General features: G+C 63.2%; 15 protein-coding genes. 4 read left to right on the top strand and 11 right to left on the bottom strand.

Annotated elements, in window-relative coordinates; all coding sequences use genetic code 11:
- Positions 1-24: 24 nt before the first annotated feature.
- The 5 genes from INR99_RS01965 to INR99_RS01945 form a co-directional block, all read right to left on the bottom strand.
- On the bottom strand, positions 25-1,350 hold the full coding sequence (locus INR99_RS01965) for a sensor histidine kinase (protein ID WP_194114602.1): 1,326 nt from the start codon (positions 1,348-1,350) through the stop codon (positions 25-27).
- The gene (locus INR99_RS01960; protein ID WP_194114601.1) at positions 1,347-2,033 is read right to left on the bottom strand and encodes a response regulator transcription factor; all 687 of its coding nucleotides are present in this window, start codon (positions 2,031-2,033) and stop codon (positions 1,347-1,349) included. Before INR99_RS01960 ends, INR99_RS01965 begins: the two co-directional genes overlap by 4 nt.
- A 19-nt stretch (positions 2,034-2,052) precedes the next feature.
- On the bottom strand, positions 2,053-2,445 hold the full coding sequence (locus tag INR99_RS01955) for a DUF6491 family protein (RefSeq protein ID WP_228098031.1): 393 nt from the start codon (positions 2,443-2,445) through the stop codon (positions 2,053-2,055).
- Positions 2,446-2,567: 122 nt separating this feature from the next.
- Positions 2,568-2,942, bottom strand: coding sequence for an acid-shock protein (locus INR99_RS01950; protein WP_194114599.1), 375 nt, complete (start codon positions 2,940-2,942; stop codon positions 2,568-2,570).
- 118 nt (positions 2,943-3,060) lie between these two features.
- Entirely contained in the window at positions 3,061-4,125 is a 1,065-nt protein-coding gene (locus INR99_RS01945) for a protein-glutamate methylesterase/protein-glutamine glutaminase (RefSeq protein ID WP_194114598.1), read from the bottom strand.
- Positions 4,126-4,322: 197 nt separating this feature from the next.
- Here INR99_RS01945 and INR99_RS01940 point away from each other — a divergent pair, with 197 nt between their 5' ends.
- Together INR99_RS01940 and INR99_RS01935 are read left to right on the top strand one after the other, a co-directional pair.
- Positions 4,323-5,120, top strand: coding sequence for a dioxygenase family protein (locus tag INR99_RS01940; RefSeq protein ID WP_194114597.1), 798 nt, complete (start codon positions 4,323-4,325; stop codon positions 5,118-5,120).
- A gap of 95 nt (positions 5,121-5,215) precedes the next feature.
- Positions 5,216-6,490 carry a protein kinase domain-containing protein gene (locus INR99_RS01935; protein ID WP_194114596.1) on the top strand — a complete coding sequence of 425 codons (1,275 nt, stop codon included), beginning with the start codon at positions 5,216-5,218 and terminating at the stop codon, positions 6,488-6,490.
- 21 nt (positions 6,491-6,511) lie between these two features.
- Here the strand turns inward: INR99_RS01935 and INR99_RS01930 are convergent, their stop codons facing one another.
- Positions 6,512-6,871, bottom strand: a complete 360-nt coding sequence (locus INR99_RS01930; RefSeq protein ID WP_194114595.1) for a hypothetical protein — start codon at positions 6,869-6,871, stop codon at positions 6,512-6,514.
- A 111-nt stretch (positions 6,872-6,982) separates the two neighbouring features.
- Here INR99_RS01930 and INR99_RS01925 point away from each other — a divergent pair, with 111 nt between their 5' ends.
- On the top strand, positions 6,983-8,122 hold the full coding sequence (locus INR99_RS01925; RefSeq protein WP_194114594.1) for a response regulator: 1,140 nt from the start codon (positions 6,983-6,985) through the stop codon (positions 8,120-8,122).
- 160 nt (positions 8,123-8,282) lie between these two features.
- Complete coding sequence (locus INR99_RS01920; protein WP_194114593.1) at positions 8,283-9,578, top strand: HD-GYP domain-containing protein; 1,296 nt, start codon at positions 8,283-8,285, stop codon at positions 9,576-9,578.
- Between the two features lie 68 nt (positions 9,579-9,646).
- On the opposite strand, the gene INR99_RS01915 is transcribed toward INR99_RS01920, so the two are convergent.
- From INR99_RS01915 to INR99_RS01895, 5 genes are all read right to left on the bottom strand, one after another.
- A complete protein-coding gene (locus INR99_RS01915; protein ID WP_194114592.1) occupies positions 9,647-11,890 on the bottom strand; it encodes a YgiQ family radical SAM protein in 2,244 nt (747 codons plus the stop codon).
- 99 nt (positions 11,891-11,989) lie between these two features.
- Complete coding sequence (locus INR99_RS01910; RefSeq protein WP_194114591.1) at positions 11,990-12,790, bottom strand: hypothetical protein; 801 nt, start codon at positions 12,788-12,790, stop codon at positions 11,990-11,992.
- A 152-nt stretch (positions 12,791-12,942) separates the two neighbouring features.
- Positions 12,943-13,479, bottom strand: coding sequence for a YaeQ family protein (locus INR99_RS01905; protein ID WP_194114590.1), 537 nt, complete (start codon positions 13,477-13,479; stop codon positions 12,943-12,945).
- Between the two features lie 69 nt (positions 13,480-13,548).
- Positions 13,549-14,346: a substrate-binding periplasmic protein gene (locus INR99_RS01900; RefSeq protein WP_194114589.1), complete on the bottom strand. Its 798-nt coding sequence runs from the start codon at positions 14,344-14,346 to the stop codon at positions 13,549-13,551.
- A gap of 51 nt (positions 14,347-14,397) precedes the next feature.
- Entirely contained in the window at positions 14,398-15,516 is a 1,119-nt protein-coding gene (locus tag INR99_RS01895; RefSeq protein WP_194114588.1) for a hypothetical protein, read from the bottom strand.
- Between the last annotated feature and the right edge of the window lie 4 nt (positions 15,517-15,520).

Below are 15,520 nucleotides of genomic sequence, written 5' to 3'. Positions count from 1 at the left end.
CCGCTTTTTCATTCCTGCTTCCCGCTAAAGGGGCAAGCTCAGGCTGGCGCGAAAGCCCGGGTGTAGATTGGCAAACTCGAGCCGGCCCTGATGGGCTTCGGCAATGGCGCGTACCAGTGTGAGGCCCAGACCGTTGCCGTATTCGCTGCGGCTGCTGTCAACGCGGAAGAACGGCTCGGCCAGGCGAGCCAGCAGCTCGGGCGGCACGCCCGCGCCGGCATCGCTGACGCGGATGACGCCGGCGGCCACGTCGATGCGGATCGGGCTGGCACCATAGCGCAGCGCGTTCATCAGCAGATTGCCCAGCGCCGCAAAGAGCAATTCACGGTCGCCCTCGATCTCGCAGGATTGGCCGGTGAGCAGCAACTCCCCGCCTTCGTCGCTCACCAGTGGCTGATACAGCGAGACGGCATCTTCGGCCAGCGCATACAGATCAATCCGCTCCCGCTGCAGTGGCTGGCTGCCCGATTCCAGCCGGCCCAGTCGCAGCAGTGCCGCAAACAGTCCCAGCAGCTGGTCGGTCTGGCTCAGCATGGCGTCAATTTCTTCGCGGCTGGCCGAGCCGCTGCTTTCGGCATCTTCAAGCCGGTTGCGCAGCTCGACCAGCGGGTGGCGCAGGTCGTGCGCGATGGCTGCCGAGGTTTGCCGCGCATAGTTCAGCAGTTTCTGCTGCTGCTCGAGCATGGCATTGATTTCACCCACCAGCGCGGAGATTTCATCGCCCGCCTGATCGTCAGGAATGCGGGCATCGAGCTGGCCGGCGCGGATGTGCCGGGTGGTGCTGACGATGGCCTGCATGCGCCGGCGGATCAGCCGGGTGAACAGCACGCCGACGATGGTGACACTGATGACCAGTAGCCCGTTCAGCAGCAGGAAGTACACCATCAGGTGATGACCGACCTTCTCGTAGACGGCATGCCGGCCAACCAGCAGACGGTAATCGCCATACAGCAGGAAAACTTCGGCGACGATGGTGCCGCCCTGGGCCGGATCGGTGAAGGTCACCGAGGCTTCGTCCCGAGCCGGAATACCTGCCGGCCAGCTGGGCAGGTTGCCGGCCAGTTTCTCTCCCAGCGGTGAGACCAGCAGGTAAACGCTGCGGCCATCCTCCAGCCCGGTGCGCCGACCAATGGCCGCCTGCAGGCCGTTGAGCCCCTCGTCGCGGTAGATCGCTTCGAGCAGCGAAATGTCATCGCGCAGTGCGCTGCGGAATTCACCAAGCAGTGCCTGCTGGGCATCCTGATAGACCAGCGACACGAAGGCCGTCATGGTCAGTGGCAACAGCAGCGAAAACAGCAGCAGATAGCGCGTGAACGGGCTGCGCAGCGTCCGGCGCAGTCGCGCGATCATTGCTCCGGCTGCCCCAGACGGTAGCCGGCGCCGCGCACCGTGTGCAGTAGCGTCGGCAGGCCATCGGCATCGATCTTGCCGCGCAATTTGCTGATGTGCACGTCGATCACGTTGGTACCCGGGTCAAAGTGGTAATTCCACACGCCTTCGAGCAGCATGGTGCGGGTTACCACATGCCCGGCATGCCGCATCAGGAATTCCAGCAACTGGTATTCGCGTGGCTGCAGATCCAGTTTGCGCGTGCCGCGGCGTACGGTGCGTGACAGGCGATCAAGATACAGGTCTTCTACCTGCAACTGATGGGATTGTTCGGCTGATGCCGGCTGGCGGCGGCGGCCGAGGGCATCGATGCGCGCCAGCAATTCAGCCGTGCTGAAGGGTTTGCCAAGGTAATCGTCGGCGCCGGTGCGCAGGCCTTCAACGCGATCGTCGACGTCGGCCAGCGCCGTCAGCAGCAATACCGGAGTATGCGTGCCGGATGCGCGCAGGGTGCGCAGCACGGTCAGGCCATCCACCTGCGGCAGCATGCGATCGAGAATGATGACTTCGTAGGGCTCGGTGCTGGCCAGAAACAGGCCGTGCTTGCCGTCATGCGCGACATCAACCGCATGACCGCCTTCGCGCAGGGCTTTTTCCGTGTACTGAGCCTGTTGCAACTGGTCTTCGACGAGCAGGATACGCATGGCGAGTTCGCAGTGAGGGTTAGCGGGAAGGGTGTGAGGCGAGATCTGTACCGTGGTCGATCCGCTGCACCTTGCCAGTCGGTGCCGGTGTGTCGCTCAGCACGGCCGGGGCAATGCGTTCCAGTTTACAGGCTTTGGCATTGTCCGGTAATACGGGCAGACCGCGCTGCAGATGACCATGGCTGGTGTGCAGCACGAGAACCTGGCCAGTTTGCGGCAGCGTGCAGTGCTTGCTGAAGGTCAGCAGCCAAGCTTCCTGGCGTCCAGTCCAGATGGCAACATGGCTGCCGTCAACACGACTCCATTGCGCCGTGTTCGGCAGGCGCAATTGCTCACGCTCCGAGGCCGGTGCGACAGGCGATGCGGTGTTCAACGCCGCGAGCAGGGTAATCATGCTGGATGCTGCAATCATTTCCGCCGAACCAGAAAGTATGAGACCAGGTGATGCATGAAAAAAGCCTTGCCGGGGGAGGACCGGCAAGGCAACCGACTTGAACCCGATGAGGAGTTCACGTTAAACAGAAATCGCAGGGCTTACTTGCTGGCCGGCTTGGAAGCAACTGCGGAAGCGTGCTTCTTGGCTTGAGCCTTTTGCGCAGCGCTAGCCTTCACGCCGGAAGCGTGCTTCTTGGCCTGGGCCTTTTGCGGAGCGCTGGCCTTCACGCCGGAAGCGTGCTTTTTGGCTTGAGCTTTTTGCGCAGCGCTGGCCTTCACACCGGAAGCGTGCTTCTTGGCCTGGGCCTTTTGTGCAGCGCTGGCCTTGTGAGTGGCTTTGTGCGAAGCGGTGTGAGACGCCTTGTGCGCGGTCTTGTGGTGCTTGGCCGGTTGGGAAGCGGTATCAGCGGCGTAGGCACCAGCGCCGAAGGTAGTCAGTGCTGCAGCCAGGATGATGCTTTTCAGTGCGTTCATTGGGAACTCTCCACATACAGTCCGTTAGGGGTTACAGCAGGCGGTGTGCCTGACTGCATGGAGAGCAACAATACGCTGCTGTGGATTGCCGGAACGTCAACACGGCATTAAGAATCGTTCACGCGCGGCGGCTGCGTTCGATGACGCTGGCCATCTGCCCCAGCGGCAGAATATCGACGGCGGCATCCAGTCCGATGGCTTCTTTGGGCATGCCGAATACCACGCAGGTTTCGGCATCCTGCGCCACGGTATGGGCACCGGCATCGCGCATTTCCTTCAGTCCGCGTGCGCCATCTTCGCCGATGCCGGTCAGCAGCATTCCGACCGCGTTGGCGCCGGCAAAGCGTGCGCCGGAGCGGAACAGGACATCGACGGAGGGACAATGCCGCGTGACGGCTGGGCCATCCACCACTTCGACACAGTAGTTATTGCCCTGACGCTTGATCAGCAGATGTTTGCCTCCCGGCGCGATCAGTGCCTGCCCGCTTTGCATGCGATCACCGTTGCGCGCTTCGCGCACGGTGATCTGTGCCTGCTGATCGAGCCGCCTGGCAAACGAAGCGGTCAGATTGCCCGGCATGTGCTGGACGATGGCAATCGGCGGGCAGCGTACGCTGAGGCGGCTCAGAATCTGCTCCAGAGCCTGTGTGCCCCCGGTGGAGGCGCCGATCAGCACGATGCGTTCGGTCGGGGGGATGCGGGCTCCGGGTTCGGGCGCAGGCAGGATGGCATCGGCATTCTGCAATGCCCGTGCATGCCCGCCGCGCGGAATCGGGGTGCTCCGGATGGCACGTACGGTGGTTCGGGCTGCCTGCCGGACCAGTGTCGCCAATTGCTCGAATTCCTGTGTTGCCTGTTGCCCCGGTGATTTTGCCAGAATCTGCACGGCACCAGCCTGCAGGGCCTGGATGGATTTGGCCGAGCCCTGTGTAGCGAGTACCGAGAACACCACCACCGGCAAGGGGCGTTCGCTCATCAGCTTGCGCAGAAAGGAAATGCCATCCATCCGTGGCAGATCCAGATCAAGCACCACTACATCCGGCTGATCGCGCGCCAGCATGCTCTCGGCCTGCAGCGGATCGCTGGCAGCGGCGCAGACGCGGATATCACTGGTGCGGGCCATGCAGTCGGTGATGCGCTGGCGAACCAGTGCCGAATCATCGATCACCATCAGCTTGATCATGTCTGCCTTCCCTGTGGACGCGTCACTCCCATTATGTGAATGAAGTCACCATGCTGCCAGTGGCGCGCTTAGTCGTTGTGAGGGGGGCGGAAATCAATTCAGATTTATTGAATGCTGTATTCCTTATTTTTCAACTTATATCAGGCATGTGCTCGCTAGAATTGGATGGTTGATGCAAATTTGATGAAGGTCTGATCATGGCCAGAATGCCGGCACTATTTGTCAGCCACGGCGCACCGACCCTGTTGTTCGACGCCGTACCGGCGCGCGATTTCTTGCGCGGGCTGCCGGCTCGCCTGCCGCGGCCGCGCGCCATTGTGCTTGTCTCGGCGCATGACCTGCAGTCCCAGCTAATGGTTGGTACGGCTGCGCAATGGCAAGAATGGCATGACTTTGGCGGCTTTCCCGCCGAACTGTATGCGCAGCGCTATCGCCCACCGGGCGATCCGGAGCTGGCCGCACACTTGATCAGCGGATTGCGTGCGGGTGGGCTGGATGCAGTCGGCAGCCAGAAAGGCTTGCTTGATCATGGCGCCTGGGTGCCGCTGAAGCTGGCCTGGCCGGATGCGGACATTCCGGTTGTCACCCTCTCGCTGGCCGGCAATCTGGATTCGGCCGGCCACCTGCGTATCGGACAGGTGCTGGCTGGCTGCCTGCCGGAAGACGTGCTGCTGCTTGCCTCAGGGAGCATGACGCACAATCTGCGCGAGGTTTTCGGCATGACGGATGCCGCCTCCGGCAGTGATTACGTGAGCGAATTTGCGGCCTGGGTCATGCAGGCGGCCGCGGCCGATCTGCCCGGCGAACTGGCGCAATGGCAGCAGCGGGCTCCGCATGCGCGGCGGGCGCATCCCAGCCCGGAGCACTTCCTGCCCTTGCTGGTGGCCCGCGGTGCAGCGGGAGTCCGCGCAGAGGTCGAGTGCTGGCACGACAGTGCTACCTTCGGCGTACTTGGCATGCACGCACTGGCGTTCGTGCCCCAGCCCAACCCCTGATGACGGCGGCCGCACACGCAGTAACATCTTGATCCTGCGGGGGCGGCTGGCTTTGTTATGATCTGCTGCAGTTTCATGACAAACGGGCGGCAGGCATGCAGATCGGCAAATACCAGATTCAGACCCGGCTCGGAGGTGGTGCGACCGCCGATGTCTATCGCGCCTGGGATGCCTTCCTCAACCGCGAGGTGGCCATCAAGCTGTTCCGGGCCGAAACCACTGCGACCCCCGGCGCCGCCGGGCGCATCCGCCGCATGTTCCTCAATGAAGCTCGGTTGGTGCGCGAGCTGAACCATCCCTGCATTGTTGCTACGCTGGATGCGGTGCAGGACGGTCAGCAGGCCTACGTGGTCATGGAGTATGTTGATGGCGCCCCTTTATCCGAATACACCCAGCCGGATACCCTGCTACCTATCGATACGGTGCTGCAGATCGGCTTCCAGTGCTGCATGGCCATGCACCATGCCAACCAGCAGGGCTTGGTGCATCGCGACCTGAAGCCCGCCAATCTGCTGCTGGCCAAAAGTGGCGACGTCAAGATCACGGATTTCGGAGCTTCCTGCCTGCTGGATGGCAGCCAGACCGAGCTGACTGGCATGGTCGGCACCCCTGATTACATGTCCCCGGAGCTGATTGCCGGGCAGGATGTCGACGCCCGTTCGGACATGTTCGGGCTGGGCGTGGTGCTGTACGAGTTGCTGACCGGCTGCAAGCCGTTCCAGGGCGACACGGTCATGAGCACGCTCTACCAGATCAGCCATGCCCAGCAGGCACCGCTGCGCTCCCGTCGCCCCGAATTGCCGCCGGCGCTGGAATTCCTGCTGGACATCGCGCTGCAGAAAGACCCTGAAGCCCGTTTTCCCTCCTGGTTGTCGTTTGCCGAACACCTCTCGGCGATTGACCAGGCCGTGCGTACCCGTCGGGATGAGCTCTCTGATCGCGAGAAATTCCTGCTGCTGCGTCAGTGCCGTTTTTTCCGCATATTCAGCGATGCAGAACTCTGGCAGGTGCTGCGCATTGCCAGCTGGCATCTCCTGCCGCCGGGACGTACGCTGATGCAGGAAGACCGGCCGGGCAATTCCTTTTCCATCCTGTTGCAGGGCAAGGCCACGGTCAGTCGTGGCGGGATCGAGCTGGCAACCCTGCGCGCCGGTGAATGCATGGGCGAGATGGCCTATCTGACACCGGACAAACCCTTGCGTCGAGCCACCATCACTTCCGCCGGTTCGGTGCTGGTCTTGAAATTCCGCCGGGCCTCGATCGAGAGCGCGAGCCTGCAGCTGCAATCGCGTTTCGAGCAGTCCTTCCTGCGCCTGCTGGTCGAGCGGCTGGAGGCTGCCAACGAGCAACTGGCGGCCGCGCTGGATTAAGGGCGCGAGCGCTGACACCGGCTAGTCGGCCGTGTCTGCTGCCAGATCGGCACTGATGCGAAAGCCGCTGACCTGCTGGCCGGCGGCGAATTCCAGCTGCTTCAGCCAGAGCACTAGCTCGCTGTCCAGTCCGGTCCCTTCGCAGGCCGGGTGATGCGCGAGCGTCTGCAGTGTGGCAATGCCGTGTTCGAGGCGGTGCCAGTCGCTGCGCGGCTGCCCGGCCGGCCGGCCTCCCTGATCCATGAATTGGCTGAGCGGGCGTACCCCCCATTCGGCGGCGATGTCTTCCAGCATGGGCAGGGCCTCCAGCAGCAGGCTATCCGCGCGCGGCACCGGGCGGGTCACGGGGGGATCGAATTCGAGATGCAGGCTGATGGTCATGGTGGCTCCGGGTATTCGGCACGGTTTCATCCGGCAAGCGTCGGCTTTCTTGCATAGACTGGATGAGCGGCCAGCAAGGGCCGCATAGTTTACTGCAGGGGCATGCACGATATGAGTACCAATGAGCAAGCACTGATCCTGATCGTTGATGACGACGCCATCATCCGCCAGGTGGTGTCCCGACTGCTGGCTGAGAGCTACCGGGTCGAAGTGGCCACCGATGGCGAAGCCGGCCTGGCGCGGGCACGCGAATTGCGCCCGGATGGCATGATCGTCGATATCCAGATGCCCAAAATGGGCGGCTTCGAGCTGTGCGAAGCACTGCATGCCGATTTCGAGCTGAACGAGATCCCGGTGATGCTGATGTCGGCCGCCGAAAACAAGGATGAATTGCTGAAGGCCTACGATGTCGGTGGCGATGGCTACATCACCAAGCCCATCGATCCCAAGGCGCTGCGCGCCAAGGTCGCGCACATGCTGGAAACCCAGCGCGAACGCAAGGCGCTGCAGGAGCAGATTAGCTACGCGACCAGCACGGCTTTTACCGCCATGAGCAGCATGAGCGAAACCGGGCTGGTCATGGAGTCGATCAAGCAGTTCAACCTGTGCGAAACCACCCGCGATCTGGGCGAGCAGATCATGCTGGCTCTGGGGCAATTCGAACTGGAAGGCGCGGTCGCGCTGGCAGGCAACGATGAAACGGTTACGCTGAACCGCAAGGGGCCGGCGACCGATGTCGAACGTTCGGTGCTGCAACATGTGGCCAGCATGGGGCGCATCCAGCAGTTCAGCCGGCGGCTGGCGCTGAATTTCCCCAATATCAAGCTGATGGTCAGCAATATGCCGCTGGACGACGAAGATCGCTGCGGGCGGCTGCGGGATCATCTGGCGATTCTCACCGAGGCGGCCGAAACCCGGCTGGAGGCGCTGAAGGTGAAGGCCTCGCTGCTGTCGGTACAGCGCAAGGTTGCCATTGTGAACACCATCCAGTCACTCACAGGTGCCTTGCTGGAAATCGATAACCAGCAGCGTGAAGGCAAGGCGAACCGCACGATGATTTTCAACGAGACCATGCTGCGTCTGGAAGAGTCACTGTCGGCCTTCGGGCTGTCGGATCGCCAGGAGCAAAACCTGCTCAACATCGTCCGCGAGGCCTGGGAGCGGGTGGCGGCGACTTATGGCGATGAGGCCGATTTGCAGGACAAGCTCAGCCGCATCGTGCGCGATCTGCAGCAGGCCGCGTCATCCTGATAGGGTATGTCGCTGAGTTCTTTTTTCAATAGGATTTACGCAGCAATACCCGTGACTGTATCTTGTGGCTCACCCCCGGCACTGACCGCCTTGGCATCGCCGTTCTGCTACGAGGCGGGGGGCTGGCGCGGGGACTGCCGCGACTGAATGGAGCGCCGTCTTGGCAGAACTCATTGCTCCCGCTGTGCAGGAACACAGCCCCAACCCGCATCTGCTGGCCAAACTGGTGGCGCTGGGCGACACCGTCCCGGTGGCGGCCAGCGAGGACGTCTACAGTGCCACGGGGGTGAAGCTGGTCAGCAAGGGCAGCCGTATCGATGAAAAACTGCAGGAGCGGCTGCTGCAGCACAAATTGCGCAAGCCGCTGGAGCGTTGCATGGCGGTCGATGCCGAACCGCCGCCGCTGGGCCAGCTGGCCTGCAGTTTGCTGGATCAGGTTCCCGGCTTGCGCGGCTTGCTCGGTCCGGGGGCGATCGCGTTACTGGATGAACTATCCGCGCAGATCCGGCAGGGCCCCGCCGCGACGCTGCAGTTGGCCCTGCTGCAGCATGAAGGGCCGCATCCGCTCGCGCATGCGGCGCTGAAGGCCGGGATTGCCATCGAGCTGTGCCTGCGCAAGGGCTGCAGTGTCGAGGACATCCGGCTAACGGGCCTTGCCACGCTGCTGCAGGATGTCGGCGAGCTGTATATCGACCCGCAACTGCTGAACCCGCGCCGGCCGCTGTCGCCGGAAGAATGGCGGCATGTGCTGGTGCATCCGGTGCTGGGCGGCCGTGTGGTGCGCGAGTTGGGCGAATTGCCCGAGCGTGTTGCCCGCGCGATCGAGGAGCACCACGAGCGCTGCAATGGCTGTGGCTTTCCGCGCGGCCTGCAGGGTGATGCGATTTCGTTTGCCGGCAAGGTTGCCTCGATCAGCCACATGCTGGTCAGCCTTGCCTTGCAGCAGGGAGCCAGCCTGCCGCGCATCGGGCTGGCGCTGCGCATCATCGCCGGGGAATACGAGCCGGCGCTGGTGGCCTTGATCCTGCAGGAAATCAGCATCGCTGCGCAGCCTGACGAGGCTCAGGCATTACCGGCACAACTGGCGGAGGATACCCACCGCCTGCTGCACCGGATCGGTGAAATCGTGCTGTTGCTGCATCACTGCGAAGATGTGGCCGGAACGCGCGAAATGCGCCAGCTGGTTGCGGAGACGTCGCGGCAGTTCCAGATCATCCAGCGGGCTTTTTCCAGTACCGGGCTGGATCTGGAGGTCTGTGATGCCCTGCTGCTCGGTGACGCGGCACCAGTGGCGCTGGCGCAGGAAATCCGCGGCATTCTGGACGAGCTGAACTGGCGCCTGCGCGAGCTGGGCATGCGTACCGCCTTGCGCTGCGCCCAGCTCTCGGCGAGCGAACAGCAGGTGCTGGGCGAGCTGTGCCAGTTGTTAGGCTGGTCTCAGGCGCGAGAGGGGTGATCTCAAGATACAGTTTAGGGTATGTGCCCGAATGCTTTATATGGCATTGAATTCAGACTAATACCATGCTATTTCTTGCGGGTGCCCGTTGTGGCCTTCCCAGCTGCTGGCGCACGCCGTGCCCCGGTTTCCCGCGTGGCCGGCTTGCCGCCACTGCGCGGTTTTCCAGCGGCGGCTGGTCGTGCACGATCCGGCGTACCCGGCCCGCCACCACCGCGGGCATTGCCGCGCGGCGCCTTCATGCTGCGCTCGGCGGCCGTTTCCGGCGGAATCAGGTGATTCGGGCTGTGGCCGATCAGGTCGCGCCGGCCCATCGCAATCAGCGCCTCGCGCAGGATGGGCCAGTTGGCCGGGTCGTGGTAGCGCAGAAAGGCCTTGTGCAGCGTGCGCTGCTTCGCGGCCTTGACGATCGCGACCTTCTCGCTGGAACGGCTCAGTTTTTTCAGCGGGTTGCGCCCGGTGTGCCACATGGTGGTGGCCATCGCCATCGGCGTCGGCGTGAAGGCCTGCACCTGGTCGGGGCGGAAGTGGTTTTTCTTCAGCCACAGCGCCAGGTTCAGCATGTCCTCGTCGGTCGTGCCCGGATGCGCAGCGATGAAGTAGGGGATCAGATACTGCTTTTTCCCCGCCTTTTCCGAGTAGTAGTCGAAGAGTTTGCGGAATTTTTCGAAGGTGCCGATGCCCGGCTTCATCATTTTCGACAGCGGGCCGTCTTCGGTGTGCTCGGGGGCGATTTTCAGGTAGCCGCTGACGTGATGCTTGGCGAGCTCTTCGACGTATTCGGGGGACTCAGAAGCGAGGTCGTAGCGCACGCCCGAGCCGATGGTGATTTTCTTCACCCCCGGCACCGCGCGGGCCTTGCGGTAGAGCTGCACCAGGCTGGAGTGATCGGTGTTGAGGTTTTCGCAGATGCCCGGATACACGCAGGACAAGCGGCGACAGGATGACTCGATTTTCGGGTCCTTGCACGCCAGCCGGTACATGTTGGCGGTCGGGCCGCCCAGATCGGTGATGTGGCCCTTGAAGCCGCGGGTCTTGTCGCGGATTTCCTCGATTTCGCTGAGGATGCTCTCGTGCGAGCGGCTCTGGATGATGCGGCCTTCGTGCTCGGTAATCGAGCAGAAGGTACAGCCGCCGAAGCAGCCGCGCATGATGTTGACCGAGAACTTGATCATCTCCCAGGCCGGGATGTGGGCGTCAGCGTAGGATGGGTGCGGGTTGCGGGCGTAAAAGAGACCGAACACGTAATCCATTTCCGGCGTGGTCAGCGGGATCGGCGGCGGGTTCAGCCACACGTCGCGTTCGCCGTGCTGCTGCACCATCGCGCGCGCATTGCCGGGGTTGGCTTCCAGATGCAGCGTGCGGCTGGCGTGCGCGTAGAGCACCGGATCGTGTGCGACAGCCTCGAAGGCCGGGATGCGGATCACGGTGGTCTTGCGGGCTGCTTTGCGCGCGGCGACGCGATCGGCCAGCGGCAGGAACTTGATCGTTTGCACGCCGGTGCTGGATTCAGCATTACCCTGGGGTATCTCCGGCTGCATTTCGTAGGGATTCAGGTGTGGATCAATGCGTCCCGGGGTATCGACGGTGGACGAATCCAGCTCCAGCCAGTGCGCATCCGGCTTCCAGCCGTATGGCACCAGAAAGGCCGTGCCGCGGATGTCGCGCATGTCTTTGAGTTTCTCGCCGGCGGCGGCGCGCTGCGCCACCTCGACCAGCGCGCGCTCGGCATTGCCGAACAGCAGCAGGTCGGCCTTGGCATAGATCAGTGCCGACTGGCGCACCGTGTCGCTCCAGTAATCGTACTGGGCGATACGGCGCAGGCTGGCCTCGATACCGCCGATCATGATCTGCACACCGGGATACGCCTCGCGGCAGCGCTGCGAGTAGATGTTCACCGCGCGGTCGGGCCGTTTGCCGGCGGCCGCGCCGGGGGTGTAGGCATCATCCGAGCGCGGCTTTTTATCCGCCGTGTACTGGTTGATCATCGAGTCCATATTGCCCGACGTCACCCCGAAAAACAGGCGCGGCTTGCCGAGCGCCTTGAAGGCGTCGGCGCTGTGCCAGTCCGGCTGCGCAAGGATGCCCACGCGCAGGCCCTGCGCTTCCAGTAGCCGCCCTACCAGCGCCATGCCAAAGCTCGGGTGGTCGATGTAGCAGTCACCCGTCACCAGAATGATGTCGCATTCGTCCCAGCCGAGCTGATCCATCTCCTGGCGTGTCATCGGCAGGAAGGGCGCGGGCTGGCGTGGTGTGACGCCGGCAGGCAGCTGGAAAATCGGGGTGGGTGTGGCGGAAACGGCGGAATTCATGAGCACGATGAGCGGGGCTAATCGCGCATTGTCGCAGATTTGCGGTAAGAATTCAAAAATCCCTGATATTTCATAGGGATAGGCCTTGGGCTTTTAGGGCTATTTGCGCGGCTTGTGTGCTGGCTGGGTAGCAGGCAGGGGAACGATGAGCGCCCGGTCGAGTTTGCCCTGCAGCACGCGGGCCAGATAGTGCTCCTGCTGCAGTTGCTGCATTCCGCGACGCAAGGCTTCGGCATCGCGGGCATCGAGTTTGCTGGCGTTGAGATAGATGCCGGCCTCTGCGGTGCCCAGCTCCGGTGCCGGTTGTGCTTTCAGGCCATCGGTCAGCCGGTCGGCTGTGAACATGGCAAACAGGATGCTGTAGGACAGCACAGCCTGGGTACGGTCGAGCTGCAATTTGCGCAGAAGCTGGACGCTGTCGACCGAATAATCAAGCTGTCCCTTGCTCTCCATGGCCGCCCGCAGCTTTTCGCCAGCTGGCGTGCTGCGCGAGCCGCGCTGCACACCCAGGCGGGCGGTGGGGGACGCCAGCAGTCCGGCAGAGGTCATGGCGGGAGAGCTGGCACGACCGATCAGCACGACCTGCACCTGCAGCATCGGGTAGAACTGCCCGTGGGCATCCCGGTCCGGCGCGCGGATGGCGCCGATGACCAGTGGCAGATCACCCAGTTCATAGGTATGCCACAGGCGGGCTAGCGGGTAGTCGACAATGCGGATGGTGCAGCCGCTGAGTTCGCCCAGGCGCTGGTGCAGACTGACCAGCTGGCGCTGCGGCTGCGGGGTCAGCAGCCCTTGCACCTGCACCGCAGGATAAGCGGCATCGACACTGCAGGCTGCGGCTGCCGTGCCGGTGGCCGCGAACAGGGGCAGCAGCATGCTTAGCAGACGGGTGAGCGCCATTGCAGCATCCGGGAGCGATAATGTCTCAGTATCGGGAGGCCGCTGACGAAAAGCAAACACGGCAGCTGGCCGGCATGCCCGGGCTTTCTCGAGTTACATGCCTGGGTATATTCCCAGGAATATTTAAAATAATAGGCTTTAAGCCGATACCCTTATTTGAGCATCTGCAGGCGACACTGCACGGATTGCGTGTCGCTCGCCAGCCAGAGCTCGCCATCCTGGATGGTGACATTCAGTCGCATGGTGCGCTCGGCCAGCTGCCCCAGTTCGGCCAGGGTCTCGAGCGTGATTTCGGCGACATGCAGGTTGTCGAAGCGGCAGACCTGGCCCTCGATCTTTTTCCACCAGGTCTCGGCCACCCGGTTGCCATAGGTGTAGATCCAGACCTCGCCGGCACGCTGGCAAGCGTGGCGCACGCGCTTTTCCTCGGGCTGGCCGAGGTCGATCCACAGCTCGATATCGTCGGTCAGCGTTTTCTGCCACAGCGCCGGTTCGTCTTCATCGCTGATGCCGCGACCGAATTCCAGTGTTTCGCTGGCATGGCGGGCAAAGGCCAGCAGGCGTAGCATCATGCGCTCGTCGGTTTCGGACGGATGGCGGGCGAGGGTCAGATGGTGGGTGGCGTAATAGCCGCGATCCATGTCGGAGATGGTCAGCTCGGCTTTGTGGACGGTTGCTTTGAGGGCCATGGGGGGTGCCGGATTGCAGGAAGCCGGCAGTGTAGCAGTTTCATCGGCGGCCTTGCTGGCGAGCGGCAATCAGTCGTCGCGCGGCACCATGCGTCGCGCTTCGGCCTGCGGCAGATAGCGGCGGTAGATGCGCTCCAGTGTCCCGTCGTGGCGCATTTCCCGCAGCAGGTAGTCCCAGCCGCGCAGGTCGGCTTCGCTGAAGTGCTTTTTCGAGAATACGAGATGCCCATTGAGGCCACGATCCTGCGGATCCCAGTCGCGGGCAACGAAATCGGTCGGGGCTGGCAGGCGGTTGAGGTAGAAGCCGTAGGTGACCGGTTGTGCCAGTACACCCTGCACCTTGCCGCTACCCAGCAACTGGAACAGTGCTTCACTGTCGGCGACATCGACAACCCTTCCCCGGGCGCGCAGCGTGGCGAGAAAATCATCGTAATGCTCACCGTGCTTGTAGGATTGCACCACACCCCAGCGCCATTGCGGGTTGGCAAGAAACTGGGCGGAATTGCGCAGCTGGCTGGCGATCTGGCGCGGCAGAATCGCGTAGTTTTTGCTCAGGGTGTACGGGCTGCTGAACAGCGCGAAGCGCTCGCGCTCCGGTGTACGCAGCGCTGAGCCGGTGAGCATCAGTTCGCCGGCGGCCAGCTCCTGCCAGATCTGGGCGCGCGGCAAGACTTTCAGCTCCAGCTTGCAGCCGCTGCGGCGCACCAGTTCTTCGATCACGTCCTTGTCGATGCCGCGACCATCGTGATACAGCATGCCGTATTCGTACAGCCCGGCGCTGACCGGAGCAGGCGGACAATCAGGGCCGGGGCCGGCCAGCAGGGTGGTACTGAGCAGGAGCGGTAGCAGGGCAAGCAGACGAGACATGGCAGTCCTCCCACGGAATGTGTACTGCCACGCTAGACCACGCCGGATGCCTTACTCGCGTGCCGCCGGTGCCCGTCCGCCTGACGGCAGCAATACCCGCGCCCAGACGGTTCCCGGGGCATGCAGGCGCCAGATCACCGCGTCAAGCAGGTAGTGGGTGAGCTGTGGCAGGGCCAGCAGCGGCACCAGCCAGACCAGCATGTCCTCCGCTGCCGGGCGCAGCCACAGATCCAGAGCGGCAAAGATCTCGGGGTGCTCGCGCCAGACCAGCCTATCCCACAGCGCCTCCTCGCCCCAGCCCAGCGCATACACCAGGGCGATCAGCAGCAGTGCGCCGGCCGGGCGGAACAGCAGGCGCAGCGCCGGCCAGCGGTAACGGTGTACCGGCGGAGTGATGGCTTCCTGCCGGTTGCCGTACAGCCACACCAGGGCCAGATAGGGAATGCCGTGCGAGAGTACATTGGTCGCGGTAAAGGCCAGATCGTTGTCGAACAGCACGATGCCGACACCCCAGCTCAGCGCCGTGCCGGTCAGCCACAATTGCTTGGGCCAGTTGATGCCGCTGCCGGCATGCCACTGGCGGACAAGGCGCCACAGCTGCAGTGCTGCCAATACCCCATAGAGGATACCGGTGAGAAGCAAGGGAATATCGAGGTTCCAGCGATATACGTCGCCGGCTACGAACCAGTTGAAGCTGCGGCCCTGTGCATGCCAGTACAGCAGCGGCCACAGCGTGCTCAGGTAGATCAGTGCCTTTTCCTGGCGCAGCACGCCCGGGCTGACCTGCTCGCCGCGGCGGTAGAGCATGAAAAATCCGTACTGCTGGCGTACGAAATGGAAAATCGCCAGATAGGCGAGCGTGCGCCAGAACACCATGGCACCCAGGCTGTAGAGCAGGCAGCCCCCCGCCAGCCCCAGCAGCGGCGCCCAGAGGTAAAGCGAGCGCCGGGCGGCAAACTCTTCGCGATCGAGGTAGGTACGGAAAACGGTGGACCACACGTGCCCGACGTCGACCCCGACGATCAGCAGCAGCCAGACCCAGTCGGGCTGGCTGGCCGCGTGCGCCACCAGTTCCGGGAAGACCAGTACCAGCAGCGCTGGCAGGAATAGCGGCGCAATGAACCAGGCCAGATCAAAGCGCGGCGAGACCAGCCAGCGTGAGGCGCTCATGCCG

It is taken from the genome of Chitinilyticum piscinae, from assembly GCF_015223195.1.
Classification (GTDB): Bacteria; Pseudomonadota; Gammaproteobacteria; order Burkholderiales; family Chitinibacteraceae; genus Chitinilyticum; species Chitinilyticum piscinae.
This window is presented reverse-complemented; position numbering and strand designations above follow the sequence as displayed.